This window comes from Pseudomonas sp. UBA7500 (genome assembly GCF_002478435.1).
Lineage (GTDB): Bacteria > Pseudomonadota > Gammaproteobacteria > Pseudomonadales > Pseudomonadaceae > Aquipseudomonas > Aquipseudomonas palmensis.
Genome location: NZ_DLNW01000001.1, coordinates 236,239 through 260,093 on the forward strand (window position 1 = coordinate 236,239; position 23,855 = coordinate 260,093).

Annotated in this window: 30 protein-coding genes and 1 tRNA gene; 18 read left to right on the forward strand and 13 right to left on the reverse strand. The window is 62.1% G+C overall.

From position 1 onward, the window contains the following. The first annotated feature begins 279 nt into the window (after positions 1 to 279). Genes B4I46_RS01040 through B4I46_RS01070 form a run of 7 tightly spaced genes read left to right on the forward strand, consistent with a single transcriptional unit; the run spans position 280 to position 7,238 of the window. Positions 280 to 1,236 carry a sugar ABC transporter substrate-binding protein gene (locus tag B4I46_RS01040; protein WP_043860814.1) on the forward strand — a complete coding sequence of 319 codons (957 nt, stop codon included), beginning with the start codon at positions 280 to 282 and terminating at the stop codon, positions 1,234 to 1,236. A 46-nt stretch (positions 1,237 to 1,282) separates the two neighbouring features. Then, the gene (locus B4I46_RS01045; protein WP_286898137.1) at positions 1,283 to 2,833 is read left to right on the forward strand and encodes a sugar ABC transporter ATP-binding protein; all 1,551 of its coding nucleotides are present in this window, start codon (positions 1,283 to 1,285) and stop codon (positions 2,831 to 2,833) included. Beyond that, a complete protein-coding gene (locus B4I46_RS01050; protein ID WP_286898138.1) occupies positions 2,830 to 3,825 on the forward strand; it encodes an ABC transporter permease in 996 nt (331 codons plus the stop codon). Before B4I46_RS01045 ends, B4I46_RS01050 begins: the two co-directional genes overlap by 4 nt. Positions 3,826 to 3,828: 3 nt before the next feature. Beyond that, entirely contained in the window at positions 3,829 to 4,851 is a 1,023-nt protein-coding gene (locus B4I46_RS01055) for a LacI family DNA-binding transcriptional regulator (RefSeq protein WP_043860811.1), read from the forward strand. 12 nt (positions 4,852 to 4,863) lie between these two features. Beyond that, on the forward strand, positions 4,864 to 5,781 hold the full coding sequence (gene rbsK, locus B4I46_RS01060) for a ribokinase (RefSeq protein WP_054915266.1): 918 nt from the start codon (positions 4,864 to 4,866) through the stop codon (positions 5,779 to 5,781). After that, positions 5,778 to 6,182, forward strand: a complete 405-nt coding sequence (gene rbsD / locus B4I46_RS01065; RefSeq protein WP_043860809.1) for a D-ribose pyranase — start codon at positions 5,778 to 5,780, stop codon at positions 6,180 to 6,182. Before rbsK ends, rbsD begins: the two co-directional genes overlap by 4 nt. A gap of 30 nt (positions 6,183 to 6,212) precedes the next feature. Next, positions 6,213 to 7,238 (forward strand): nucleoside hydrolase, encoded by a 1,026-nt coding sequence (locus tag B4I46_RS01070; RefSeq protein WP_058541296.1) that lies wholly within the window; start codon positions 6,213 to 6,215, stop codon positions 7,236 to 7,238. Here B4I46_RS01070 and B4I46_RS01075 read toward each other — a convergent pair. Next, on the reverse strand, positions 7,210 to 7,440 hold the full coding sequence (locus B4I46_RS01075; protein WP_043860807.1) for a hypothetical protein: 231 nt from the start codon (positions 7,438 to 7,440) through the stop codon (positions 7,210 to 7,212). The genes B4I46_RS01070 and B4I46_RS01075 overlap by 29 nt on opposite strands. A 324-nt stretch (positions 7,441 to 7,764) precedes the next feature. On the opposite strand from B4I46_RS01075, the gene B4I46_RS01080 reads away from it, so the two are divergent. Then, positions 7,765 to 8,067 (forward strand): hypothetical protein, encoded by a 303-nt coding sequence (locus B4I46_RS01080; protein ID WP_054915264.1) that lies wholly within the window; start codon positions 7,765 to 7,767, stop codon positions 8,065 to 8,067. A gap of 139 nt (positions 8,068 to 8,206) precedes the next feature. Then, positions 8,207 to 8,527 carry an I78 family peptidase inhibitor gene (locus tag B4I46_RS01085; protein WP_043860805.1) on the forward strand — a complete coding sequence of 107 codons (321 nt, stop codon included), beginning with the start codon at positions 8,207 to 8,209 and terminating at the stop codon, positions 8,525 to 8,527. 81 nt (positions 8,528 to 8,608) lie between these two features. Here the strand turns inward: B4I46_RS01085 and B4I46_RS01090 are convergent, their stop codons facing one another. Beyond that, a complete protein-coding gene (locus B4I46_RS01090; RefSeq protein ID WP_003179963.1) occupies positions 8,609 to 8,821 on the reverse strand; it encodes a cold-shock protein in 213 nt (70 codons plus the stop codon). Positions 8,822 to 8,984: 163 nt separating this feature from the next. Continuing rightward, on the reverse strand, positions 8,985 to 9,281 hold the full coding sequence (locus B4I46_RS01095; protein WP_054915263.1) for a hypothetical protein: 297 nt from the start codon (positions 9,279 to 9,281) through the stop codon (positions 8,985 to 8,987). Positions 9,282 to 9,651: 370 nt separating this feature from the next. On the opposite strand from B4I46_RS01095, the gene thrS reads away from it, so the two are divergent. The 9 genes from thrS (at position 9,652) to B4I46_RS01140 (ending at position 17,127) form a co-directional block, all read left to right on the forward strand. Beyond that, entirely contained in the window at positions 9,652 to 11,574 is a 1,923-nt protein-coding gene (gene thrS / locus B4I46_RS01100; protein WP_043860803.1) for a threonine--tRNA ligase, read from the forward strand. Next, positions 11,574 to 12,125 carry a translation initiation factor IF-3 gene (gene infC, locus B4I46_RS01105; RefSeq protein WP_173925091.1) on the forward strand — a complete coding sequence of 184 codons (552 nt, stop codon included), beginning with the start codon at positions 11,574 to 11,576 and terminating at the stop codon, positions 12,123 to 12,125. Before thrS ends, infC begins: the two co-directional genes overlap by 1 nt. 60 nt (positions 12,126 to 12,185) lie before the next feature. Further along, positions 12,186 to 12,380: a 50S ribosomal protein L35 gene (gene rpmI / locus B4I46_RS01110; RefSeq protein ID WP_027620572.1), complete on the forward strand. Its 195-nt coding sequence runs from the start codon at positions 12,186 to 12,188 to the stop codon at positions 12,378 to 12,380. Positions 12,381 to 12,409: 29 nt separating this feature from the next. Next, complete coding sequence (rplT, locus tag B4I46_RS01115) at positions 12,410 to 12,766, forward strand: 50S ribosomal protein L20 (RefSeq protein ID WP_043860801.1); 357 nt, start codon at positions 12,410 to 12,412, stop codon at positions 12,764 to 12,766. Positions 12,767 to 12,873: 107 nt separating this feature from the next. After that, positions 12,874 to 13,890 carry a phenylalanine--tRNA ligase subunit alpha gene (gene pheS / locus B4I46_RS01120; protein ID WP_054915262.1) on the forward strand — a complete coding sequence of 339 codons (1,017 nt, stop codon included), beginning with the start codon at positions 12,874 to 12,876 and terminating at the stop codon, positions 13,888 to 13,890. Between the two features lie 35 nt (positions 13,891 to 13,925). Continuing rightward, entirely contained in the window at positions 13,926 to 16,301 is a 2,376-nt protein-coding gene (gene pheT / locus B4I46_RS01125; RefSeq protein WP_054915261.1) for a phenylalanine--tRNA ligase subunit beta, read from the forward strand. Positions 16,302 to 16,304: 3 nt separating this feature from the next. Further along, entirely contained in the window at positions 16,305 to 16,607 is a 303-nt protein-coding gene (gene ihfA, locus B4I46_RS01130) for an integration host factor subunit alpha (RefSeq protein WP_002553164.1), read from the forward strand. Next, positions 16,588 to 16,944: a MerR family transcriptional regulator gene (locus B4I46_RS01135; RefSeq protein WP_043860798.1), complete on the forward strand. Its 357-nt coding sequence runs from the start codon at positions 16,588 to 16,590 to the stop codon at positions 16,942 to 16,944. Before ihfA ends, B4I46_RS01135 begins: the two co-directional genes overlap by 20 nt. 106 nt (positions 16,945 to 17,050) lie before the next feature. Continuing rightward, positions 17,051 to 17,127: transfer RNA gene (locus B4I46_RS01140), tRNA-Pro, on the forward strand. Between the two features lie 79 nt (positions 17,128 to 17,206). Here B4I46_RS01140 and B4I46_RS01145 read toward each other — a convergent pair. The 10 genes from B4I46_RS01145 to B4I46_RS01190 all read right to left on the reverse strand — a co-directional run bounded on the left by B4I46_RS01145 (position 17,207) and on the right by B4I46_RS01190 (position 23,781). Further along, positions 17,207 to 18,370 (reverse strand): tyrosine-type recombinase/integrase, encoded by a 1,164-nt coding sequence (locus tag B4I46_RS01145; RefSeq protein ID WP_286898266.1) that lies wholly within the window; start codon positions 18,368 to 18,370, stop codon positions 17,207 to 17,209. Then, a complete protein-coding gene (locus tag B4I46_RS01150; RefSeq protein ID WP_286898141.1) occupies positions 18,256 to 18,660 on the reverse strand; it encodes a hypothetical protein in 405 nt (134 codons plus the stop codon). Before B4I46_RS01150 ends, B4I46_RS01145 begins: the two co-directional genes overlap by 115 nt. A gap of 39 nt (positions 18,661 to 18,699) precedes the next feature. Further along, positions 18,700 to 19,056 carry a hypothetical protein gene (locus B4I46_RS01155; protein ID WP_286898143.1) on the reverse strand — a complete coding sequence of 119 codons (357 nt, stop codon included), beginning with the start codon at positions 19,054 to 19,056 and terminating at the stop codon, positions 18,700 to 18,702. Between the two features lie 56 nt (positions 19,057 to 19,112). After that, entirely contained in the window at positions 19,113 to 19,310 is a 198-nt protein-coding gene (locus B4I46_RS01160; RefSeq protein ID WP_286898145.1) for a hypothetical protein, read from the reverse strand. Between the two features lie 46 nt (positions 19,311 to 19,356). Continuing rightward, on the reverse strand, positions 19,357 to 19,773 hold the full coding sequence (locus tag B4I46_RS01165; protein WP_286898146.1) for a hypothetical protein: 417 nt from the start codon (positions 19,771 to 19,773) through the stop codon (positions 19,357 to 19,359). Further along, the gene (locus B4I46_RS01170; protein WP_286898148.1) at positions 19,770 to 20,078 is read right to left on the reverse strand and encodes a hypothetical protein; all 309 of its coding nucleotides are present in this window, start codon (positions 20,076 to 20,078) and stop codon (positions 19,770 to 19,772) included. The genes B4I46_RS01165 and B4I46_RS01170 overlap by 4 nt, the downstream gene beginning before the upstream one ends. Next, positions 20,075 to 20,665, reverse strand: coding sequence for a hypothetical protein (locus B4I46_RS01175; protein ID WP_286898150.1), 591 nt, complete (start codon positions 20,663 to 20,665; stop codon positions 20,075 to 20,077). Before B4I46_RS01175 ends, B4I46_RS01170 begins: the two co-directional genes overlap by 4 nt. A 60-nt stretch (positions 20,666 to 20,725) precedes the next feature. Next, positions 20,726 to 21,019 (reverse strand): hypothetical protein, encoded by a 294-nt coding sequence (locus B4I46_RS01180; RefSeq protein ID WP_063611983.1) that lies wholly within the window; start codon positions 21,017 to 21,019, stop codon positions 20,726 to 20,728. Positions 21,020 to 21,109: 90 nt separating this feature from the next. Next, complete coding sequence (locus B4I46_RS01185; RefSeq protein ID WP_286898153.1) at positions 21,110 to 21,841, reverse strand: hypothetical protein; 732 nt, start codon at positions 21,839 to 21,841, stop codon at positions 21,110 to 21,112. 230 nt (positions 21,842 to 22,071) lie between these two features. Next, the gene (locus B4I46_RS01190; protein ID WP_286898154.1) at positions 22,072 to 23,781 is read right to left on the reverse strand and encodes a DNA cytosine methyltransferase; all 1,710 of its coding nucleotides are present in this window, start codon (positions 23,779 to 23,781) and stop codon (positions 22,072 to 22,074) included. Positions 23,782 to 23,855: the final 74 nt, after the last annotated feature.

A 23,855-nucleotide genomic window follows, 5' to 3' on the forward strand; every position in this document is an offset into this window, starting at 1 on the left:
GCGTACCAGTTGCCCAATTAACTGAGCGTTTACGTCAATTCATTGATTTATAAGAAATTTATTTAAGTTTATGCCCCGTGTTGCCTGGCACTGCTTTCGGAAACCCGAATTATTGCGGTGCCGGATGTTCGGTTTTCCGAAGATTTTAAGGATAATTCCCGGCACTATTGGGGCCATGAAGGGCGGTCGGCAGATTTGACAAAACCCGGTAGCGTTTCCATAGTTGTTAACCGCAAACGTTTGCGACCCGACAAAAATCATAAGATTCGGAGTGAACCCATGACGCTGCCCTTCGCTGGACGCCTGCTGGCCGTTGCCATGCTGGCCACCCTCGCCACCGCCGTACCCTTCAGCCACGCCCATGCCGACACCGCCAAGCCCAAGGTGGCCCTGGTGATGAAGTCGCTGGCCAACGAGTTCTTCCTCACCATGGAAGACGGTGCCAAGGCCTACCAGAGAGACCACGCAGGCGAGTTCGACCTGGTATCCAATGGCATAAAGGACGAGTCCGATACCAGCAATCAGATCCGCATCGTCGAGCAGATGATCGTCTCCGGCGTCAACGCGCTGGTGATTGCCCCGGCCGATTCCAAGGCCCTGGTGCCAGTGGTCAAGAAGGCCATGGACGCGGGGATCACCGTGGTCAACATCGACAACCGCCTCGACCCGGATGTACTCAAGAGCAAGAACCTCAGCGTGCCCTTCGTGGGCCCCGACAACCGCAAGGGCGCGCGCCTGGTGGGCGAGTACCTGGCCACCCGCCTGAGCGTGGGCGATCAGGTCGGCATCATCGAGGGCGTGCCGACCACCACCAACGCCCAGCAGCGTACCGCCGGTTTCAAGGACGCCATGGAGGCAGCCAAGATCAAGATCGTCTCGGTGCAATCGGGCAACTGGGAGATCGACAAGGGCAATGCCGTGGCCTCGGCCATGCTCAACGAATACCCCGACCTCAAGGCGTTGTTGGCCGGCAACGACAGCATGGCGCTCGGCGCGGTGTCGGCGGTGCGCGCGGCAGGCAAGGTCGGTGCGGTGCAGGTGGTGGGCTACGACAACATCAAGGCGATCCAGCCGATGCTGCGCGACGGTCGCGTGCTGGCCACGGCCGATCAATACGCCGCCAAGCAAGCGGTGTTCGGTATCGAGGCGGCCCTGAAGATGCTGCGCGGCGAGAAGCCGGACGTGGATGCCGACAACGTCATCCAGACCCCGGTCGAGCTGGTCAAGCAGCCCTAGCCCGCTGACGGTGCCTGCCGTGGTGCGGGCGCCAGGAGAACACCTTATGTCGGCGATTGCGGATGTCGTGTTGTCGGTCAGTGCAATCGGCAAGACCTACGCCCAGCCCGTGCTGGGCGATATCGAACTGTCCCTGCTGCGCGGCGAAGTGCTGGCCCTGACTGGCGAGAACGGTGCGGGCAAGAGCACCCTGTCGAAGATCATCGGCGGGCTCGAAACCCCCACCACCGGGCAGATGTTCTACCAGGGCCAGGTGTATCAGCCCGCCAGCCGCACCGCGGCCGAGCGCCAGGGCGTGCGCATGGTGATGCAGGAGCTCAACCTGCTGCCGACCCTGAGCGTGGCCGAGAACCTGTTTCTGCACAACCTGCCCAGCCGCGCCGGCTGGGTCAATCGCACGCGCCTGCGCCAACTGGCGACCGCGGCAATGGCGCAGGTGGGGCTCGAAGCGATCGACCCCGATACGCTGGTCGGCGAGCTGGGCATCGGCCATCAGCAGATGGTGGAGATCGCCCGCAACCTGATCGGCGACTGCCATGTGCTGATTCTCGACGAGCCCACCGCGATGCTCACCGCACGCGAGGTGGAGCTGCTGTTCCGCCAGATCGAGCGCCTGCAGCAACGGGGTGTGTCGATCATCTACATTTCCCACCGCCTCGAAGAGCTCAAGCGCATCGCCCAGCGCATTGCCGTGCTGCGCGACGGCAAGCTGGTGTGCGTGGAACCGATGCAGCGCTACAGCAGCGAGCAACTGGTCAACCTGATGGTGGGGCGCGAGCTGGGCGAGCATATCGACCTGGGGCGCCGCACGATCGGCGAGCCGGTACTGCGTGTCAGCGGCCTGGGCCGGGGCGACAAGGTGCAGGACGTCTCGTTCGAGGTGCGCAGCGGCGAAATCTTCGGCATCTCCGGGCTTATCGGTGCCGGGCGTACCGAGCTGCTGCGCCTGATCTTCGGTGCCGACACGGCCGACAGCGGCAGCATCGAGCTGGGCAGCCCGTTGCGCCCGGTGCGTATCGACTCGCCCATGGCTGCAGTGCGCCACGGCGTGGCCCTGATTACCGAAGACCGCAAGGGCGAAGGCCTGCTGTTGTCGCAGTCGGTCAGCGCCAACCTGGCGTTGGGCAACATGCCGGCGATCTCACGCGCGGGCCTGGTGGATGGTGCTGCCGAGCGTGCCCTGGCCGAGCGCCAGATCCAGGCCATGCGCATCCGCAGCGCCGGGCCCGCACAAACGGTGGGGGAGCTGTCGGGTGGCAACCAGCAGAAGGTGGTGATCGGCCGCTGGCTGGAGCGCGACTGCGCCGTGCTGCTGTTCGACGAGCCCACGCGCGGTATCGATGTGGGCGCCAAGTTCGACATCTATGGGCTGCTCGCCGAGCTGACCCGCCAGGGCAAGGCGCTGGTGGTGGTGTCCAGCGACCTGCGCGAACTGATGCTGATCTGCGATCGCATCGGTGTGCTTTCGGCAGGGCGCCTGATTGAAACCTTCGAGCGTGAGCACTGGAGCCAGGACCAGCTACTGGCCGCCGCCTTTGCCGGCTATCAGAAACGTGACGCGCTGCTGCAAGACGCAGTGCCCAGGAACCCCGCATGAACACTTCCCCGATAGACACACCGCCTGGCCCACCAGCCCGGCGCAGCGGTACCTACCTCGGCCTGGGGACCTACCTGGGCCTGGCCGGTGCGCTGCTGGCGATGGTGGTGCTGTTCTCGTTGCTGAGCAGCCACTTTCTATCGTACGGCACCTTCAGCACCCTGGCCAACCAGATCCCCGACCTGATGGTGCTGGCGGTGGGCATGACCTTCGTACTGATCATCGGCGGCATCGACCTGTCGGTGGGATCGGTACTGGCCCTGGCCGCGTCGGCGGTCAGTGTGGCGATTCTGGGCTGGGGCTGGAGCGTGCTGCCGGCGGCACTGCTCGGCATGGGGTGCGCGGCACTGGCCGGGACCCTTACCGGCTCGATCACCGTGGCCTGGCGCATCCCTTCGTTCATCGTCTCGCTGGGTGTGCTGGAAATGGCGCGTGGCGTGGCCTACCAGCTCACCGACTCGCGCACCGCGTACATCGGTGATGCCTTTGCCTGGCTGTCGGAGCCGGTGGCCTTCGGCATTTCGCCGGCCTTCATCATCGCCTTGCTGGTGATCGTGGTGGCGCAACTGGTACTGACCCGCACCGTGTTCGGCCGTTACCTGATCGGCATCGGCACCAACGAAGAGGCCGTGCGCCTGGCCGGCATCGATCCGCGCCCGTACAAGATTCTGGTGTTCTCGCTGATGGGCCTGCTGGCCGGCCTGGCGGCGCTGTTCCAGATCTCGCGGCTGGAGGCCGCCGACCCCAATGCCGGCTCCGGGTTGGAGCTGCAGGTGATTGCCGCCGTGGTGATCGGCGGCACCAGCCTGATGGGCGGTCGCGGTTCGGTCATCAGCACCCTCTTCGGTGTGCTGATCATTTCGGTGCTGGCCGCAGGGCTGGCGCAGATCGGCGCCAGCGAGCCGACCAAACGCATCATCACCGGGGCGGTCATCGTGATCGCCGTGGTTCTCGACACTTACCGCAGCCGGCGCGCGCGCCGGCGGACCTGAACAATGGCAACCATCAAAGATGTAGCGGCGCTGGCGGGTATTTCCTATACCACCGTTTCCCACGTGCTGAACAAGACCCGCCCGGTGAGCGAACCGGTGCGGCGCAAGGTAGAAGCGGCGATTGCCGAGCTGGACTACGTGCCCAGTGCGGTGGCGCGCTCGCTCAAGGCGCGCTGCACGGCCACCATCGGCCTGCTGGTGCCCAACAGCGTCAACCCGTATTTCGCCGAACTGGCGCGGGGCATCGAGGATGGCTGCGAGCGCAATGGCTACTGCGTGATCCTGTGCAACTCCGACGACGACCCGCGCAAGCAGCGCAGCTACCTGCGCGTGCTGCTGGAGAAACGCATCGACGGTCTGATCGTGGCCTCGGTGGGCGAGGAGGCCGACCTGCTCGACAGCCTGGCCAGCGTGCGCACGCCCATGGTGATCGTCGACCGCGCGCTGGCGGGCGTCGACGCCGACCTGGTGCGCATCGACCACGAGCAGGGGGCCTACCTGGCCACCCGACACCTGCTGGAGCTGGGGCACCAGGACATCGCCTGCATCAACGGCCCGGCACACACCAGCGTGGCCAAGATGCGCCTGGCCGGCTTTCACCGGGCACTGGCCCAGGCCGGGGTGCCCCTGCGCGAGGGCCGCGTGGTGGACAGCGACTTCACCAGCCTGGGCGGCTATGGCGCCGCAGCGCAACTGCTGGGCCACGACCGCCCGACCGCGATCTTCGCGGCCAACGACATGATCGGCATGGGCGTGCTGCGTGCCGCGGCCGAGCGCAACATCTGCGTGCCGAGCGAACTGTCGGTGATCGGTTTCGACGATATCCAGATGAGCCAGTACGTCTACCCTGCGCTGACCACGGTAGGGCAGTCGATCCGCGAGCTGGGCGAGATGGCGTCCGAGCTGTTGCTGCGGCGTATCGGTGAGCCGCAGCGCAGTGGGGTAGAGCAGCGCATCGTCGCGCCGAGCATCGTGCTGCGCGAGTCCACCGGGCCGCGTCCCGACCTCTTCAATGATTACCGCTAGGACCGACATGCCATGCAAGCGAATGTAGTGGTGGTAGGCAGCCTGAACATGGACCTGGTGACCCGCGCCGAGCGCCTGCCGCAGGCGGGGGAAACCCTGGCCGGCGAGTGGTTCGGCACCGTGCCGGGCGGCAAGGGCGCCAACCAGGCGGTAGCAGCTGCGCGGTTGGGGGCGGCGGTGGCGATGATCGGCTGTGTGGGGGAGGACGCCTACGGTGCGCAGTTGCGTCAGGCGCTGCTCGACGAGGGCATCGATTGCCAGGGCGTGGACACGGCGGCGGGTGTTTCCAGTGGTGTGGCACTGATTGTGGTGGATGCCAGCAGCCAGAACGCCATCGTCATCGTGGCCGGTGGCAATGGGCACTTGCTGCCGGCATCGGTACAGCGCCTGGACCGCCTGCTGCAGGCTGCCGATGTGATCATCTGCCAGCTCGAAGTACCGCAGGCCACCGTGGCACATACCCTGGCCCGTGGCCGGGCGCTGGGCAAGACCGTGATCCTCAACCCGGCACCGGCCACCGGGCCGCTGCCGGCTGACTGGTTTGCCAACATCGACTACCTGATCCCCAACGAGAGCGAGGCCAGCGCCCTGACCGGGCTGCCGGTGGCTTCGCTGCAGGAGGCGCAGGCAGCCGCCAGCCGACTGCTGGCGTTGGGGGTGGGCAAGGTGATCGTCACCCTGGGCGCGCAAGGCGCTCTGTTCGCCGATGGCCAGGGTTTTGCGCATTTTCCGGCGACGCGGGTGCAGCCACTGGACACCACGGCGGCCGGGGATACCTTCGTCGGTGGCTTTGCCGCTGCGTTGGCCGCTGGCAGGTCGGAGCGCGAGGCCATTGCCTTTGGCCAGCAGGCCGCCGCCATTTCGGTCACCCGCGCCGGTGCCCAGCCCTCCATTCCGTATCTGAGCGAACTGCAGGGGAGCACGCCATGAAGAAGACCCCGTTGCTCAATATCGCCCTGTCGCGCCTGATCGCGTCGCTGGGGCATGGCGATGTGGTGCTGATCGGCGACGCCGGCCTGCCCGTGCCTGCCGGTGTCGAGCTGATCGACCTTGCACTGACGCCCGGCATACCGGATTTCATCAGTACCTTGCACACGGTGCTGGCCGAAATGCAGGTCGAAAGCCACGTGCTGGCCGACGAGACCCTGCAACACAGGCCGCCGGCCCTGGCAGGCATCGAGCTGCTGCATGCCCGCGGCGAGCTGGGCGCGCGCCATTTGATGAGCCATGCGGCGTTCAAGCAGCTCGGTGCGCAGGCCAGGGCCATCGTACGCACCGGCGAATGCCAGCCCTATACCAACATCGCGCTGGTGGCGGGCGTGACCTTTTGACTGTTGTCCCCTGAGCACAAGGAGTGCCCAATGCCTGAACGTGTCCATAACGCCAAACGTTTGCTACGAGGTTTAGTGCTTATGTCTGCCCTGTCGAGTACTGCCGTGCTGGCCGCGCCCCGCGACCTGATCATCGATACCGACCCCGGCGCGGATGACGTGGTGGCGTTGTTGTTCGCCCTGGCGTCGCCAGAGGAACTGAAGGTGCGCGCCATTACCACCGTGGCCGGTAATGTGCGACTCGACAAGACCTCGCGCAACGCACGGCTGGCCCGGGAGTGGGCGGGGCGCGAAGAGGTGCCGGTGTACGCCGGCGCGCCCACGCCGCTGGTGCGCACGCCGATCTATGCCGAGAACATCCATGGCGAGGAGGGCTTGCCTGGCGTGGCGGTGCACGAGCCGAAAAAGGGCCTGGCCCAGGGCAGCGCGGTGCAGTACCTGATCGACACCCTCGGTGGCGCTGAACCCAACAGCATCACCCTTGCCATGCTCGGCCCGCAGACCAACCTGGCACTGGCGCTGATTCAGGCCCCGCAGATCGTCAAGGGCATCAAGGAAGTGGTGGTGATGGGCGGTGCCCACTTCAATGGCGGCAATATCACCCCGGTGGCCGAGTTCAACCTGTACGCCGACCCACAGGCGGCAGAGGTCGTGTTGCGCAGCGGGGTCAAGCTCACCTACCTGCCGCTGGACGTGACCCACAAGGTACTCACCAGCGAGGCGCGCCTGAAGCAGATTCGCGGGTTGAACAACCACGCCAGCAAGCTGGTGGGCGATATTCTGGATGCTTACGTCAAGGGGGACATGGCGCACTACGGCCTGCCGGGTGGGCCGGTGCACGATGCCAGCGTGATTGCCTACTTGCTCAAGCCCGAGCTGTTCAGTGGCCGGCAGATTCACATGAGCGTGGATAGCCGCGAAGGCCCGACCTTTGGTCAGACCATTGCGGACTGGTACGGCACGCTCGAGCTACCGGCCAATGTGATGTGGATCGAGAGCGGCGATGCCCAGGGCTTTTTCGATCTGCTCAGCGAGCGTCTTGCTCGATTGCAGTAATGGGTGTGGGCTGGTGTTCGGTCGCGGGCCAGTGGCGTTCGAACACCTGGTCGACGAAGGTGCGGGCAGCTTCGTGGCCGAGGTCTTGAAGCAGCAGGTCGGCGGCGATGATGAACAGCTCTTCGGTGGTGCCGGGGCTGTAGGAACGATGGCCGTCAGGCCATGTGACCTTGATGTTGGTGTCCAGGGTGGGGCTATTCATGGGGGTCTCGATCGAAAATACGCGTGCTGTTTGGTGCAGATGCCGGGCCCTGGCGTCTACAGCGGGGGCATGATTGCGCTCCGCCAACAGGTACAAGTTAAACATGTTGCAACAGGGCCAGCACTGCTACTTATGCATAAGCAGCGGGGCTAGGCAAACTAAATGGTGGTTGGGTTCGCTTATTCGTGACGTCTGTACCGATTCGTCGTTGGCACTTGGGTCGGCGCGGTAGCCGTGGAGCTGGCTTGCCAGTGAAGAGGGCGAACAGAGTCCGCCTGATGTACCCTGCACCCCACAGCCACCGCGCACGCCCGAGGACACCCCGTGCAGATCGACTTGAACACCCCCGAGCAGCTCACCCCCCAGCAGGTGCGCCAGCTGCTGGCCGAAGGCAACGACCGAATCCACAACCAGTTGCGCGTCACCCGCGGCGGCATTGCCTACCTGTCGCAGATTACCGGCGGGCGCGAGCTCGATGGCCTGCTGTTTCGCCTCGAGACCTGGGCCGCTGGCTCGGGCTGCGTGGGCCCTGTTGCCGCCGACGACGAACGCTGGGTCATGCAGGTGTACAACGTGCTGGCCAGCAACTGGCCCAAGCCCGCCAGCGACTACATCGATATCTACTGAACCGCTGCGCTCAGGCAAAATCCGGTCACGATTGAGGTTTCCCTGACGAGCACGTCTCAGGCAGACTGGGACGTTTTGCAACCAAAAGTGCTTAAAACTGTCGTATCAGACAGCATTCCAGTATTTGAAAGGAGGATTCATGTTCCGCACGCGTGCAACATTGGCGAGCCTGTTGGCAGCCGTGGTTCTGGCAGGTTGCAGTACCGATGGCTCATCGTCCAAGGCGCCAGAGGTAGCGGCAGCACCGAACCTCGATGGTCGCTGCGATGCCAGCAACGCCGCATTCACCGTCGGCAAGCCAGCAACCCCCGAGCTGCTGGAGCAGGCGCGCAAGGCGAGCGGGGCGCAGATCGCCCGCGTGCTCAAGCCGACCGACATGATCACCCTGGAGTACCGTTCCGAGCGCTTGAACCTCAACGCCGACGACAAGGGCGTGGTCACCCGGGTCAACTGCGGCTGATTCCGCCCCAGGCCTGCCGTTGCATAAACGGCAGGCACAAAAAAACCCGTCCAAGGACGGGTTTTTTTAATTCGTCAGAACTTACTCTGGACGAACTTGTGCAGCCTGCATGCCCTTCTGGCCTTTTTCGGCAACGAAGGAGACGGTCTGGCCTTCTTTCAGGCTCTTGAAGCCGTCAGACTCGATGGCCTTGAAGTGTACGAACAGGTCGTCGCCGCCACCTTGTGGAGTGATGAAGCCGAAGCCTTTTTCATCGTTGAACCATTTGACGGTGCCGGTTTGGCGATTGGACATGGGTGTATCTCCAGGAAACATGATGTTTTTCAGTAGTGCGGTGTCGCCGAGGCCAACAAGGTGCACAGAGGCATCATAGTCTAATTTTGCGCTTGTGGTGACTTTTACGTGTGCCGAATGCTGATCTGGCGCAAATTAACTGAGTTTTGTATGGCCTACGCCCTTATTTCTGGGGCTTGCAGGCCTGCGTAACCAGCTGTTTTGCCTTGTCTATAAGCTTCTGGTCTACGCCGTCAGTGCTGTTGAGCTCTTTGATCTCTGCGTCCGAAAAGTTTTTTTCGATCACATTCACGCTGCAGCTGCAGTGCTTTTCGGCGGATTGTTTCGTCATGCCCGGCTGGGCAGAGGCGGTGGCCACGCAGGACGTCAGGTAGCCTGGTGGAACAGTGCCTGCGTTGGCGCCAAGCGGCAGCAGCAGGGCACCAGTGGCCGCCAAGGCCAGAAGAGAATGAAGTCGCATACCGGTCACTCCTTTATTAGGTCGGGTGTATCTAGAGTAGGTCGCTTCCTAATCTCTGAGCGGAAAAAAACCGCTCAAGTTCACCGCATCGGTCTAAATTCAGAATATTTCTGCATATCCCCGGCCCATGGCCCTACGCGCCGAAAGCTTTGTGCTAGCATGCCTGGCTCAGGATTTGGCCGATTCGTCTTGCCGCTCAAATCTTTCTATATATATGTATCCAGTCACTCTGGTTCGTACCCTGGCAGGCCCTTGGGCTTCTGCCACTGTGAGGCAGGCTTTGCATTGCAAAGACAGGGTCGAATCGCGTACTGGCTCATCCCAACCCACGTGACCTTTGGTAGGGGTCACCACTAGGAGAGGAGGCGCCATGCCCACTATTACTCTTCCCGATGGCAGTCAACGTTCGTTCGACAAGGCCGTAACCGTAGCCGAGGTCGCCGCATCCATTGGTGCAGGCCTGGCCAAGGCCACCGTGGCCGGCAAGGTCGACGGCAAGCTGGTCGACGCGTGCGACCTGATCGAGCAGGACGCCAGCCTGCAAATCATCACGCCCAAGGACGAAGAGGGGCTGGAGATCATCCGTCACTCCTGCGCTCACCTGGTCGGTCATGCCGTCAAGCAGCTGTACCCGACCGCCAAGATGGTGATCGGCCCGGTCATCGACGAGGGCTTCTACTACGACATCGCGTATGAGCGTCCCTTCACCCCGGAAGACCTGGCGGCGATCGAGCAGCGCATGCAGCAGCTGATCGAGAAGGACTACGACGTCATCAAGAAGGTCACCCCGCGCGCCGAGGTGATCGAGCTGTTCAAGGCCCGTGGCGAAGACTACAAGCTGCGCCTGGTCGAAGACATGCCGAACGAACAGGCCATGGGCCTGTACTTCCATGAAGAATACGTCGACATGTGCCGCGGCCCGCACGTGCCCAATACGCGCTTTCTCAAGTCGTTCAAGCTGACCAAGCTGTCCGGTGCCTACTGGCGCGGCGACGCCAAGAACGAGCAACTGCAACGTGTGTACGGCACGGCCTGGGCTGACAAGAAGCAGCTGGCCGCCTACATCCAGCGCATCGAAGAGGCCGAGAAACGCGACCACCGCAAGATCGGCAAGCGCCTGAACCTGTTCCACCTCCAGGAAGAAGCGCCGGGCATGGTGTTCTGGCACCCCAATGGCTGGACCCTGTACCAGGTGCTCGAGCAGTACATGCGCAAGGTGCAGCGCGACAATGGCTACCTGGAAATCAAGACCCCGCAAGTGGTCGACCGCACGCTGTGGGAGAAGTCCGGGCACTGGGCCAACTACGGTGACAACATGTTCACCACCCAGTCCGAGAATCGCGACTACGCCATCAAGCCGATGAACTGCCCGTGCCACGTACAGGTGTTCAACCAGGGCCTGAAGAGCTACCGCGAGCTGCCGCTGCGTCTGGCCGAGTTCGGCGCTTGCCATCGCAACGAGCCTTCGGGCGCCCTGCACGGCATCATGCGTGTGCGCGGCTTCGTGCAGGACGATGCGCACATCTTCTGCACCGAAGAACAGATGCAGTCCGAGTCCGCCGCGTTCATCAAGCTGACCCTGGATGTGTACAAGGACTTCGGCTTCAAGGACATCGAGCTCAAGCTCTCGACGCGCCCTGAAAAGCGCGTGGGCTCCGACGACCTGTGGGACCGTGCCGAAGGCGCATTGGCCGCCGCGCTCGACAGCGCCGGCCTGCCGTACGACCTGCAGCCGGGTGAAGGGGCGTTCTACGGCCCGAAAATCGAATTCTCGCTGAAGGATTGCCTTGGCCGTGTGTGGCAGTGTGGTACCCTGCAGCTCGACTTCAACCTGCCGATCCGTCTGGGCGCCGAATACGTCTCCGAAGACAACGGCCGCAAGCATCCGGTGATGCTGCACCGTGCCATCCTCGGTTCGTTCGAGCGTTTCGTCGGAATTCTCATCGAGCACTACGAAGGTGCATTCCCAGCCTGGCTGGCGCCTACGCAGGCGGTGATCATGAATATCACCGACAAACAAGCGGATTTCGCCCAGAAAGTGGAAAAAACTCTGGCCGAAAGCGGCTTCCGTGCCAAGTCCGACTTGAGAAATGAGAAAATCGGCTTTAAAATCCGCGAGCATACCTTGCTCAAGGTTCCCTATCTCCTGGTTATCGGGGATCGGGAAGTCGAAACGCAAACTGTCGCTGTGCGTACCCGCGAAGGTGCTGACCTGGGCTCCATGCCCGTCGCCCAATTTGCGGACCTGCTCGCGCAAGCGGTTTCCCGGCGTGGTCGCCAAGATTCGGAGTAATTACTATTAAGCGTGATATGAGACAAGATAAACGAGCTGCACCGAAAGCCCCGATCAACGAGAATATCTCGGCACGTGAGGTTCGGTTAATTGGCGCTGACGGCGAGCAGTTGGGCATCGTCTCGATTGAAGAAGCGCTTCGTATCGCTGAAGAAGCGAAACTGGACCTGGTAGAAATTTCTGCTGACGCCGTTCCGCCTGTCTGCAAAGTCCTCGACTACGGCAAAAGCCTGTTCGAGAAGAAAAAGCAGCAGGCTGCGGCGAAGAAGAACCAGAAGATCATCCAGATCAAAGAAATCAAGTTTCGTCCAGGGACGGAGGAAGGGGATTACCAGGTAAAACTACGCAACCTGGTACGTTTCCTTACTGATGGGGACAAGACCAAAATCTCTCTGAGATTCCGTGGTCGTGAGATGGCCCACCAGGAGCTGGGTATGGAACTGTTGAAGCGGATCGAAGCTGATCTTGCCGAATACGGGACCGTCGAACAGCATCCTAAGATGGAAGGACGCCAGCTTTTGATGGTCATCGCCCCCAAGAAAAAGAAATAACCACCAGGGCACGGCAGGCCTTGCGGTTATGTTTATCAACTGAATGCGGAGTATCCGAACATGCCAAAAATGAAAACCAAAAGCGGTGCAGCCAAGCGTTTCTTGAAAACGGCTAACGGCATCAAGCACAAACACGCTTTCAAGAGCCACATCCTGACCAAAATGTCGACCAAGCGTAAGCGTCAACTTCGCGGTAGCAGCCTGCTGCACGCGTCGGACGTTGCAAAAGTCGAGCGCATGCTGCGCCTTCGTTAATTTTTGGTTATAGATAGAGGAAATTACTCATGGCTCGTGTAAAGCGTGGCGTCATCGCTCGTAAGCGTCACAAGAAAATTCTGAAACTGGCTAAAGGTTACTACGGCGCTCGCTCGCGCGTATTCCGTGTTGCCAAGCAAGCGGTCATCAAGGCAGGCCAATACGCCTACCGCGACCGTCGCCAGAAAAAACGTCAGTTCCGCGCTCTGTGGATCGCTCGTATCAACGCTGGTGCTCGCGTCAACGGTCTGTCCTACAGCCGCCTGATCGCTGGCCTGAAAAAAGCGTCGATCGAAATCGACCGCAAAGTTCTGGCTGATCTGGCAGTGAACGAAAAAGCGGCGTTTGCTGCGATTGTCGAAAAGGCTAAAGCCGTTCTGGCTTAAGTACCCACGACAATCATTCGCCGTCGATGTCGGCGGCGGATGTTAAACGTCATAGATAGGGGAAGAGCCTGTAAGCTCTTCCCCTATTTTGTATCTGGAGTCTGTACATGGAAAACCTGGATGCGTTGGTCTCCCAAGCCCTCGAGGCTGTGGAGCGCGCTGAAGACATCAATGCCCTGGAGCAGATCCGGGTTCAATTCCTTGGCAAGAAAGGCGAACTGACTCAGGTGATGAAGACCCTGGGCAACCTGCCGGCTGAAGAGCGGCCCAAAGTCGGCGCGCTGATCAACGAAGCCAAGGAACGCGTGACCGAGGTGCTCAACGCCCGCAAGGCCGCCTATGAAGAAGCCGAGCTCAGCGCTCGCCTGGCTGCCGAATGCATTGACGTCACCTTGCCTGGCCGTGGCCAGACCTCCGGTGGTTTGCACCCTGTCACCCGTACCCTCGAACGCATCGAGCAGTTCTTCACCCATATCGGCTACGGCATCGCCGAAGGCCCGGAAGTCGAAGACGACTACCACAACTTCGAAGCGCTCAACATTCCCGGCCACCACCCGGCCCGGGCAATGCATGACACCTTCTACTTCAATGCCAACATGCTGCTGCGCACCCACACCTCGCCGGTGCAAGTGCGGACCATGGAGTCCACTCAGCCGCCGATTCGCATTGTCTGCCCGGGTCGCGTGTACCGCAACGACTCGGACATTACCCACTCGCCGATGTTTCACCAGGTCGAAGGCCTGCTGATCGATCGCGACATCAATTTTGCCGACCTCAAAGGCACCATCGAAGAATTCCTGCGCGTGTTCTTCGAAAAAGAGCTGGCGGTACGTTTCCGTCCGTCGTTCTTCCCCTTCACCGAGCCTTCGGCTGAAGTCGATATCCAGTGCGTGATGTGCAGCGGCAAGGGCTGCCGTGTGTGCAAGCAGACCGGTTGGCTCGAAGTCATGGGCTGCGGCATGGTGCACCCGAACGTGCTGCGCATGTCTGGTATCGACCCCGAAGAGTTCTCGGGCTTCGCATTTGGCATGGGGGCCGAGCGCCTGGCCATGCTGCGTTACGGCGTCAACGATTTGCGCCTGTTCTTCGACAACGACTTGCGGTTCCTTGCGCAATTTCGCTAGGTCGCGCACCCGTAACGAATCTTTAGGAGAGCAGGATGAAATTCAGTGAAAAGTGGCTGCGCGGTTGGGTCAACCCGCAGGTATCCCGTGACGAGCTGGTGGCACGTCTGTCCATGGCCGGTCTTGAGGTCGACAGCGTAACCCCGGCCGCCGGTCAATTCAGCGGCATCGTGGTGGGCGAGGTGCTGAGCACCGAGCAGCACCCCGACGCCGACAAGCTGCGCGTGTGCCAGGTCAGCAATGGCAGCGAGACCTTCCAGGTAGTGTGCGGCGCGCCTAATGTGCGCCCTGGCCTGAAGATCCCGTTCGCCATGATCGGCGCCGAACTGCCAGGCGACTTCAAGATCAAGAAGGCCAAGCTGCGTGGCGTCGAGTCCAACGGCATGCTGTGCTCGGCTGCCGAACTGCAGATCAGCGAAGAGAACGACGGCCTGCTGGAACTGGCGGCAGACGCCCCGGTTGGCCAGGACATCCGCGTGTATCTGGACCTGGACGATGCCAGCATCGAGGTCGACCTGACCCCGAACCGCGGCGACTGCCTGTCCCTGGCCGGCCTCGCCCGTGAAGTCGGCGCCCTGTACGGCGCCCCGGTCACCCGCCCGACCGTGCCGGCCATTGCGCCAGGCATCGACGACGTGCGCCCGGTAGACGTGCTGGCGCCGGCCGCGTGCCCGCGTTACCTGGGCCGCGTTATCCGTAACGTCGACCTGTCACGCCCGACCCCGCTGTGGATGGTCGAGCGTCTGCGCCGCAGTGACGTGCGCAGCATCGATGCTGCCGTCGACATCACCAACTACGTGATGATCGAGCTGGGCCAGCCGCTGCACGCCTTCGACCTGGCTGAAATCAACGGTGGCATCCGGGTGCGCATGGCCGAGGAGGGCGAGAAGCTCGTCCTGCTCGACGGCCAGGAAGTTGCCCTGCGTGCCGACACGCTGGTCATCGCCGACCACGATCGCGCCCTGGCTATTGCCGGCGTGATGGGTGGCGAGCACAGCGGCGTTGCGGCCACCACCAAGGATATCTTCCTTGAAAGCGCCTTCTTCGAGCCGATCTCGGTGGCTGGCAAGGCCCGTTCCTACGGCCTGCACACCGATGCCTCGCACCGCTACGAGCGTGGCGTCGACTCGCAACTGGCCCGCGAAGCCATGGAGCGCGCCACTGGCCTGCTGCTGGATATCGTAGGCGGCGAAGCCGGCCCGATCATCGAGACCGTCAGCCCAGAGCACCTGCCCAACATCGCCCCGGTCACCCTGCGTGCCGAGCGCATCACCCAGATGCTGGGCATGGAGATGGACAGCGCCGAAGTCGAGCAACTGCTCAACGGCCTGGGCCTGAAAACCAGCGGTGAGGCCGGGCAGTGGCAGGTCGAAGTGCCCAGCCATCGCTTCGACATCAGCCTGGAAGTGGACCTGATCGAAGAGCTGGCCCGTCTGTACGGCTACAACCGCCTGCCGGTCCGTTACCCGCAAGCGCGCCTGGCCCCGCAGGCCAGGTCTGAAGTGCGTGGCGAACTGCCTGCGCTGCGTCGCCTGCTGGTTGCCCGTGGCTACCAGGAAGCGATCACCTACAGCTTCATCGACCCCAAGCAGTTCGAGCTGTTCAACCCTGGCGTAGAGCCGCTGCTGCTGGCCAACCCGATTTCCAGCGACATGGCGGCCATGCGTGTCAGCCTGTGGCCGGGCCTGGTCAAGGCACTGCAGCACAACCTCAACCGCCAGCAAGACCGCGTGCGCCTGTTCGAGAGCGGCCAGCGCTTCGTCGGCCAGCTGGGCGACCTCAAGCAACAGCCGATGCTGGCTGGTGTGGTCTGCGGCAGCCGCCTGCCGGAAGGCTGGGCCAACGGCCGCGACACCATCGACTTCTTCGATGTGAAGGCCGACGTTGAAGCGGTACTGGGCTTCTCCGGTTCGCTCGACGACTTCACCTTCGTGCCCGGCAAACACCCGGCGCTGCACCCAGGCCAGACCGCGCGCATCGAGCGTGGCGGCGTCGAAGTCGGCTACCTGGGCGCCTTGCACCCCGAGCTGGTCAAGACCCTGGGCCTGGATCGCACCGTGTATGTGTTCGAGCTGGTGCTGGCGGATGTAGTGGAAGGGCGCCTGCCGAAGTTCCACGAACTGTCGCGCTTCCCCGAAGTACGCCGTGACCTGGCGTTGATCGCAGGGCGTGATGTGGCGGCCAGCGCGGTGCTGGATGTAATCCGTGAAAACGCCGGCGAGTGGCTCACCGACCTCAGGCTGTTTGATGTGTATCAGGGTAAAGGTATTGATCCTGATAGAAAAAGCCTGGCCGTCGGCTTGACCTGGCAGCATCCATCGCGCACTCTTAACGACGATGAGGTGAACGCCACCACGCAAAACATTCTCACCTCGCTTGAACAAAGGTTGAACACCACGTTAAGGAAATAGCGTATGGGTGCTCTGACGAAAGCTGAGATGGCCGAACGGCTGTACGAGGAGCTGGGCCTGAACAAGCGCGAGGCCAAGGAATTGGTCGAGCTGTTTTTTGAAGAGATCAGGCACGCTCTTGAAGACAACGAGCAGGTCAAATTGTCGGGTTTCGGCAACTTTGACTTGCGTGACAAGCGCCAGCGCCCGGGCCGCAACCCGAAAACGGGTGAAGAGATCCCGATCACGGCGCGTCGAGTCGTCACCTTTCGTCCAGGGCAGAAGTTGAAAGCCCGAGTTGAGGCCTATGCTGGAACCAAGTCATAACGACGAGCTTCCGCCGATTCCAGGCAAACGCTACTTCACCATTGGTGAAGTGAGCGAGCTTTGTGCGGTAAAACCGCATGTGCTCCGTTACTGGGAGCAGGAGTTTCCCCAGCTTAACCCGGTGAAGCGCCGCGGTAACCGCCGGTATTATCAGCGCCAGGACGTGCTGATGATCCGGCAGATCCGGGCGCTGTTGTATGACCAGGGCTTCACCATCGGCGGTGCGCGGTTGCGCCTTTCGGGGGATGAAGCCAAGGATGATACGACCCAGTACAAACAGATGATTCGGCAGATGATTGTCGAATTGGAGGATGTGCTGGTGGTGTTGAAGAAGTGACCGAAGCCGTTTCAGGAATTTTGGAAAAAAAGCTTCCATAATTCAAAAGGTTAAGGTAAATTCTTCATCGTTCTCAGCAACAAGGGGAACATGCTTCAAGCCCAGTCGGGGCGTAGCGCAGCCCGGTAGCGCACTTGCATGGGGTGCAAGGGGTCGAGTGTTCGAATCACTCCGTCCCGACCATATATTTCAATGACTTAGGCCATTTCCGAAAGGGATGGCCTTTTTCATGTGCGTGACTTTTGCGTGACTTCTCAGGTTGTTACGCCTGTCTCCTCTTCAAAATTGTCAGCACCGGCCCACGCGAGTCCGTCGCTGAAACTTTGTTTGCCGCCTCTATCAACTGTCCCAGCTCCGCGCCAGAATAGTGACTGGTCACGCTTCCGTTCTTGTGGCCAAGTAGCGACTTCCGATCTTCCTCTGTTACACCCGCTGCTTTCAGGCGCCTGCCGAAAGTGTGCTTCAAGTCGTGAACCCTGATAGAAGCGAACCCGGGGTGTGCCGGCCGCAAGTGTTGCTCCTGCCAGAGCTTTGCCGCGCGCACCCTCGCTTTTTTCCAGGCCGAGTCGTTCATCCTGTGCATCCCGATGCCGTTGTAGGGGAACACCCACTCCCGGCTGATTCCGCGCTGCCCGTCGATGATCGATTTGGCCACGGTGTTCAGCACCACCAGGCGCTCGTCCCGATTCTTCACGCCTGAGTTCTCGTGCCGGCCGCCGAAGTCGGCAGGTATCAGAAAAACGCTGGTGCCCAGCTCGGGTACCGAGATTTCCCAGTCCCACCTCAATTTGCAGACCTCCTGCTCGCGGCAGCCCGTGTTCACCTTGAACAGGGCCATTCGCTGCAAGTGGTCCGGCAATTCTCCGAAGAGAATCGACTGCTCGTCCCACGACATCGGGTAGGGCTTTCGACTGGCTCTCTTCTCCTCCAGCTTGGCCAGCAGCGGAATGCTGTCGAGCCAGGGTCTGCGCTCTTCATCCCGCCACTTCCGGCAAGCCAGCGATAGAACGCGAATCACACGCTCGATCGCGATGTTGACCGTTCTGTTGCTGACTGCCTTCCTCACCTTCCCATCCGGCAAGTCTTCGTCCGTCTGCCGGTCCCGAATGAACGGGGCCAGCGCCTGGTCGTCGATGTGGGTCAGTGGCAGGTCGCCCAGGTATGGGTCCAGTTGCTGCAAGCACAAAGCCGTAAGTTTGATCGACGGCTGATCCTTGTGCTCGAGCAAGTACCTGGTGGCCGCCTCGCGGAACGTCCGCATCTGCCGGATGCCATACACCTTGCGCTGGCGGATCTGCTCCAGGCGGTGAATCAGGTACTTTTCTGCTTCCGCCCGGTCACCAACTCCAGTGCTTTCGTAAAGTCTCTCTCCGTTGATCTTCTTGTCGATGTGCCAGATGCCGTTCCTTTGGGAAAGGCCTGTGATTGTCTTTCGCGCCATCCCTTATCTCCTGATGGGCGCTCGCTGCCGGGTGATTGTCGTCGCTGAGCGCCTTCTTTCGCAATTGCCATTGCCTGGATGTAGTCGTTCACCCAGACATCAAGTTCTTCCCGGTCAAAGCCGATGCCGCGCTCCCCGATTGGGAATTCGCTCACATACGGCCTGACGGTCTTGTTAAATTCAGCCCGGCACATGCCGAGGTACTGCGGGGCTTCGCCGGCGCGGATAATGCGCGGCAGAATGCGTGCGGCAGGTGCCGCGCTGGCGTTCGCCATGGGATGGTCTCCACGCCGCCGGTGGCGGCAGGTTGGTGGTCAAGCTGCTTTCTGTGAGTGCACAGCGTCACGGCGGCGGCAGATTTGCACCTGCAGCCGATAGGCTCGGAAACGGCGGCCGTCACCTGGTGAAACCTCCGGAGCCAGGTTGGCCAAGTCCTCTTCCAGCATGCCGAAGTAGTACAGGTGCTCTCCGTCACCCATCCACTCAGGTTGGGCTGTCGCCCAGTCGCGGGCCTGCACGCACGGTAGGCAGGTCTTGAAGCTTTCCATCGAGCCTTCCCAGCTGCCAGCCACCAGCTGGTACCGTTGCCCGGGATCGATGTGCCCGCGGCATTCACAGCAGGTATGGCGCTTCCGGGCCACGGGTTCGGTCGTGGTCTGAAAATCAGACATGGTTGCTCCTCGCCCGCGCATGTCGGCGGGCTTGAGTTGAGTTGTTGGGGGAGGGGTTAGGCGAGTTCGGCGGCGAACGCGTCGACCAGGGCCTGGCTGGTGAAGCTTATCGGGAGAGCGTCGGTGCTCTTTCCGTCGCTGATGAGTACCCAGCCGTTTTTGTACAAGGTGCAGGTGTTGCGGCCATGCTGGATCTTGGCGATCGGCAGGCCACCGAATGGGAGCCAGCGATTGATACGGTAGAGCAGCTTCATCGCGGCCCCCTGTAGATCAGGTAGGCCATGTACATCAGGGGCAGGATCATAGGAGGTGGCCTCCAGCTTCGAGAAGGGCATCGCGATCCTTGCGCAGCTGTTCGGCCAGATGCCAAGGGGTCCAATAGCCATCCGTCATAGGCACGGCCAGCGGCTGCTGCGGGCCATTCCAGCGCAGGCCATAGCGTGGCAAGCCCTCGCCATCAGGCGGACGCGGTGGCCATTCAGGCTTCAAGCTCTCCAGCCGCTCGATCTCCGCGAGCAGAGCTAGAACCCGGGCAGGGCTGGCAGCTGCGATGAATTCCGCGTTTCTCCAGCGATCAGGCCCTTGGCAATCGGCGATGATGTAGCCACCATTGAGCTGGTCGCTTTCGGCGCTCATGACCTCGTTGAGGTCATCAGTGGTCCACTTTGATTTGGTCGCCAACAGGGCCAATGCCTTCAGCCTTTCCTTGTCGATCACAGCTCATACCTCTCATCAATCCAGCGCCCAGGCGCCAGTGCGGGTGTAGGTTCGGGTTGGGTTTCGTGCGGGGAGAGCTGGCGTTCGTTTCCGGCCTGCAGCTGGCTGTCGGGGATGCAGCTGATGCCTTTCCCGTACCAGCTACTTGCTACCCAGCACGTAACCTCGCGACGATCGTCGTGAATGACGGTCACGCCATCGCCAAAGCTCATGTCTTCACGCTCAATCCGGCGAATTTCTGCATCGGGTGTTGCTGCGCTGGCGCCGGTGGCCAGCAGCAGGAGGCAGAGGGCGAGGCGGGTCATGCCTGGGCCTCCAAGCGTTCATGCGCGACCATATCCAGGAATGCCTGAGGCAGCTCAACCGCCTCATAGCCCGGCGACCAGGACAATGGCGGGCACTTGCGAATCATCTCGTTGAGCAATTCGAATGCCGCGAGCAGCTGGTCGTCGTTGATCTCGCCGTCTTCCGGCAGGTCGTCGCAAAAGTGGTCGGCGGGATCGATCTCGCTGGGGTAGTTCGGGGTGCAGAAGACCAGCTTCAGGTCGAGCGGGTCGAGATCATGATCGAGCAGGTAGTCCCGCAGGTCTTCCTCGTCGAAGAAGTACCGGTCGCCGTCGTATTCGGTGATTGCCTCGCCGGCCCATACACGCTTTGGCATGGCTTCGAACTTTGCTGCCCGGCTCTCTGCATGGCATGTCGCGCACCATCCATTGGTGGCATGGATGGGATGTGCCGGGTTCTTCGCGCAGTGGCGGTGGGTCGACCCGCAATAGCGGGCCATGTGCTCGTCCTTACCCCAGAACCGGCCGGACGGGTCGACCCAGCCGGTAACGGTCTGGAGGCTGGCGGCTTCGGGGGATTCGTACATCACGACTTTTTCTTCGCGCACGGGGATTCCTTGGCCGCCATATCGCGGCAGTGAATAGAGGGGAGAGGGGTAGGGGTGTTGCTACGGAACGCGAACCCACCAGGACTGCGCGTAGGCCACTCCGTCGATGAACTCGATGCCGGTGAATGTGGCGCCCATGGTGGACATGCCGGTCATCACCGCCTCATACAGCGGCGGCAGAAGCGGCTCCCCCGGGTGAATCTTCAGGATCGACGCAGAGCTGGAAGGCCGGCCCATGGGTGAGAACGCATCGACGCACAGGTGCACGTCGCCGCGGATCGGCACGGCGGTGTTGATCTCTTTCTTGCTGCGGGGCACGCCGCGCACGCGCATTGGAACGATGAGGAAGTGCATAGAGAGTACTGTTCAAATAAACAGTATTTTGTGCCCGCTTCGCGCGGTCGTCGATGGCGCTTCGTCGGGTGGAGTACAAATGTTCTCCTGCTATGGCTTGCGCTCCAGGGCGGCGCGGGCTTTTACCCTCGCGGCGATCCTGCGCGCCAGGTCTTCGACTCCCTCCAGCTCATTCGGCGCGCTGGGTTCTGCTGGCAGGCGTTCGATGCCCAAACGACTCTCGTCTTTCAGGGTCTGCGCCTCTCGTGCGCTTGGCTCTGCGCTGTACGGCTCGTCGCACTTCACGCACTTGCTGCGAAACGGCACGAACTCATGGGCACCTTCTGCGCACAGGTCGTTGCTCGGGTCTGCGCTGGTGGATAGGGCGGCGCGGGCAACAGATCCGTCTTCAATGAAGTCCGGATCGTCGCCGCACCACAGGATGTTCAGGGGCTCGCCGCTCACCGTGTCCCAGTTGCCGCTTTCGAAGTGGTAGTGCTCGCGGTCGGCGTAGAACTTCAACGCAGCGCGCAGGCGCTCCAGCTCGCCAGCGTCGGCGGAGGTTGGTGGATGGCGGTACAGGGGCACACAGTAAGCCCTCATGTCGAATCCCTGCCGTTCGCTTTTGGCTTTATCTTTCGCATGCACTGCGCTAAGGCCATTTTCGATCATGTACCAGGCCGGCTCGCCCTGGTACTGGGCGGGCGGCTGGGCGAGAAGGGCGCGCAGCTCCTTCCGCGCTCGTTCTTGGGTGATTCGAAGTCCGTTGCACGCTTCCTCAAGGAGGCTGCGCGGCACGCTGACCATCTGTTCGGTGTTGCTGGGGCGGTTTTCTGTGGGCATGGGGCGCCTCGTAAAACTGGTGATGGGAGTTGATTCGCCGCGCGGCGCCGGCGCCCGCTCTTGGAAAAAACCCAAGAGGACGAGCTTTTCACCGGCTTGCAGAATTTCCTCAAATACAGAGGAGCTGCACCGAGATGAAGAAGCGAGTGATAGAAGAGGTGATCGTTGAGCTAATAGCCCAGGGCATCCTGGATCTGGTGGCCTGGGCTTGGGCGCTGGTAAAGACCCTGCTATGCAGCTGAGGCAAGCCTTTCGGTTGTACGCCAAGGGTCGTTGGCGCGGGCCAGAGCCGCCATCGGAGGCGGGCTGACGCTATTTCCGCACATGTGCACCTGCTCGGTCTTGGTGAAAGGCTTGCCGTCGGCACCCTTGTCGATGATGTAGCTGGCCGGGAAGCCCTGGGCGCGGTAGAGCTCGTGCGGCTGCAGCATGCGCAGGCAGATGTCGACGATCACGTAAGGCGTACCCTTCACGAACACCGTGACCAGGCCCAGGCGGTCCTTGGTGGTGACCGTCGGCGCTGGCGCGTCTGCCGCGCTGGTGTTCTCGGTGCCGTAGTAGCTGACCAAGAAGGCCGCTACGCGCAGCGCCCCAGCTTCGTGCTCTGGCGAGAGCGTGTATTCGACCAGGGCGTGGTGCTCGGCGCCGGCGGTCATTGTCGGCACTAGGTCATCTACGGGACGGCCTACGCAGTTGCGGCGGAGCGTGGCCAGGCTGGCGGTCACGAGGCGCTGCTGGCTGCCGGTGTTGGTAACCGTGGTCAATGGCTCGTCGGCGCCCTTCGCTGGAGTGGTGTTGAACCCGCCGTTGGCTTGCTCAATGAAGGCTGTCACCAGCGCCCGGTGGCTCTGGGTCATAAGGGTGCCCATGGGTTGATCGGCAGGCACCGGCTTACCCGCATAGATCGGGCCGCCGGCCCCAATCATTACCGGGCTTGCCACGGCGAAGGACCCGCCCCGCGGCCAGGAAGTCACAGTGCGCAGCGGCTCATTTGCCGACTGGGCCAGCTCCCCAGACCAGTTCGCAATCGGCACGATGAAGGGCTGCGGGTTGTCCAGCACGAACTTCTTCATGCCCTTAGCGACCCGGCGCAGCGTGGCGGGGGCCAAGTCCTTCTTGCGGCCGAAAATGCTCTTGCTCGGCACGCTCCAGTCGATGCAGTCGGCGGCGGTGCGCCACTTCTGCTGGCCCTTGGCTGGGTTTTTGGCGTGGGTCGGCTCCGGCCATACGATGGGCTGGCCGTCGCAGCGGGCGATCATAAACAGTCGCTCCCGGCTGGTTGGCGCGCCGAAGTCGCAAGCCTTGATGATTCGCCATCCCACCTGGTAGCCCATTCCTTCCAGCAGGTGCACAAAGCGGCGCCAGGTGATGCCGCGGCGTTTCGGGTTCGGTACCAGGAACTGCTGGTGCACCGGCACGCGCTCGCCCGTGGCAGCCACGGTGCCATCCAGTTTCATCACCCGGCCGGTGGCCTTGTCGCGCTTTGCGATCAGCGGGCCCCATTGCAGGATCTGCTTCACGTTCTCGAGGCTGATCACGCGAGGCTTTTTCTTGCCCGCCCACTTCAGGCCGATCCATGACAGGTTGCGGATCTCGCGCTTGCGCGGCTGTCCGCCGGCAGCCTGGCTGTGGTGGGTGCAGTCCGGGCTCATGTGGAACCACCCAACCGGCCGGCCCTGGCATTCCTCATCCGGGTCACCATCGAAGACGTCGGTGGTGAAGTGGCGCGCCGCCGGATGGTTGGCAGTGTGCATGCTGATGGCCGCCGGGCTGTGGTTCTTGGCCACGGTGACTGGCCGGCCCAGGCCCATCTCCAGCCCGGTACCGGCGCCGCCGCCACCGCAGAAGAAGTCGACCACGATCTCGTCGTCTTGCGGATCGAAGCCAAGGCCGTACTGGGTTTTGAAGTCGAGAGCGTTCTTTTTCTGAAATGCAGACATGGGCGATCCTCGCCGGGGAGGCGTTATCGTTGAATAGGGGAAGGCGCTGGCGGGCAGCGCGGGGCGTGAAAACT

What these genes read in the sequence shown, in the direction of transcription:
- B4I46_RS01040 (WP_043860814.1), top strand. Translation starts at nt 280, where the DNA reads ATGACGCTGCCCTTCGCTGGACGCCTGCTGGCCGTTGCCATGCTGGCC.
- B4I46_RS01045 (WP_286898137.1), top strand. Translation starts at nt 1,283, where the DNA reads ATGTCGGCGATTGCGGATGTCGTGTTGTCGGTCAGTGCAATCGGCAAG.
- B4I46_RS01050 (WP_286898138.1), top strand. Translation starts at nt 2,830, where the DNA reads ATGAACACTTCCCCGATAGACACACCGCCTGGCCCACCAGCCCGGCGC.
- B4I46_RS01055 (WP_043860811.1), top strand. Translation starts at nt 3,829, where the DNA reads ATGGCAACCATCAAAGATGTAGCGGCGCTGGCGGGTATTTCCTATACC.
- rbsK (WP_054915266.1), top strand. Translation starts at nt 4,864, where the DNA reads ATGCAAGCGAATGTAGTGGTGGTAGGCAGCCTGAACATGGACCTGGTG.
- rbsD (WP_043860809.1), top strand. Translation starts at nt 5,778, where the DNA reads ATGAAGAAGACCCCGTTGCTCAATATCGCCCTGTCGCGCCTGATCGCG.
- B4I46_RS01070 (WP_058541296.1), top strand. Translation starts at nt 6,213, where the DNA reads ATGCCTGAACGTGTCCATAACGCCAAACGTTTGCTACGAGGTTTAGTG.
- B4I46_RS01075 (WP_043860807.1), bottom strand. Translation starts at nt 7,440, where the DNA reads ATGAATAGCCCCACCCTGGACACCAACATCAAGGTCACATGGCCTGAC.
- B4I46_RS01085 (WP_043860805.1), top strand. Translation starts at nt 8,207, where the DNA reads ATGTTCCGCACGCGTGCAACATTGGCGAGCCTGTTGGCAGCCGTGGTT.
- B4I46_RS01090 (WP_003179963.1), bottom strand. Translation starts at nt 8,821, where the DNA reads ATGTCCAATCGCCAAACCGGCACCGTCAAATGGTTCAACGATGAAAAA.
- B4I46_RS01095 (WP_054915263.1), bottom strand. Translation starts at nt 9,281, where the DNA reads ATGCGACTTCATTCTCTTCTGGCCTTGGCGGCCACTGGTGCCCTGCTG.
- thrS (WP_043860803.1), top strand. Translation starts at nt 9,652, where the DNA reads ATGCCCACTATTACTCTTCCCGATGGCAGTCAACGTTCGTTCGACAAG.
- rpmI (WP_027620572.1), top strand. Translation starts at nt 12,186, where the DNA reads ATGCCAAAAATGAAAACCAAAAGCGGTGCAGCCAAGCGTTTCTTGAAA.
- rplT (WP_043860801.1), top strand. Translation starts at nt 12,410, where the DNA reads ATGGCTCGTGTAAAGCGTGGCGTCATCGCTCGTAAGCGTCACAAGAAA.
- pheS (WP_054915262.1), top strand. Translation starts at nt 12,874, where the DNA reads ATGGAAAACCTGGATGCGTTGGTCTCCCAAGCCCTCGAGGCTGTGGAG.
- pheT (WP_054915261.1), top strand. Translation starts at nt 13,926, where the DNA reads ATGAAATTCAGTGAAAAGTGGCTGCGCGGTTGGGTCAACCCGCAGGTA.
- ihfA (WP_002553164.1), top strand. Translation starts at nt 16,305, where the DNA reads ATGGGTGCTCTGACGAAAGCTGAGATGGCCGAACGGCTGTACGAGGAG.
- B4I46_RS01135 (WP_043860798.1), top strand. Translation starts at nt 16,588, where the DNA reads ATGCTGGAACCAAGTCATAACGACGAGCTTCCGCCGATTCCAGGCAAA.
- B4I46_RS01150 (WP_286898141.1), bottom strand. Translation starts at nt 18,660, where the DNA reads ATGGCGAACGCCAGCGCGGCACCTGCCGCACGCATTCTGCCGCGCATT.
- B4I46_RS01155 (WP_286898143.1), bottom strand. Translation starts at nt 19,056, where the DNA reads ATGTCTGATTTTCAGACCACGACCGAACCCGTGGCCCGGAAGCGCCAT.
- B4I46_RS01160 (WP_286898145.1), bottom strand. Translation starts at nt 19,310, where the DNA reads ATGAAGCTGCTCTACCGTATCAATCGCTGGCTCCCATTCGGTGGCCTG.
- B4I46_RS01170 (WP_286898148.1), bottom strand. Translation starts at nt 20,078, where the DNA reads ATGACCCGCCTCGCCCTCTGCCTCCTGCTGCTGGCCACCGGCGCCAGC.
- B4I46_RS01180 (WP_063611983.1), bottom strand. Translation starts at nt 21,019, where the DNA reads ATGCACTTCCTCATCGTTCCAATGCGCGTGCGCGGCGTGCCCCGCAGC.
- B4I46_RS01185 (WP_286898153.1), bottom strand. Translation starts at nt 21,841, where the DNA reads ATGCCCACAGAAAACCGCCCCAGCAACACCGAACAGATGGTCAGCGTG.
- B4I46_RS01190 (WP_286898154.1), bottom strand. Translation starts at nt 23,781, where the DNA reads ATGTCTGCATTTCAGAAAAAGAACGCTCTCGACTTCAAAACCCAGTAC.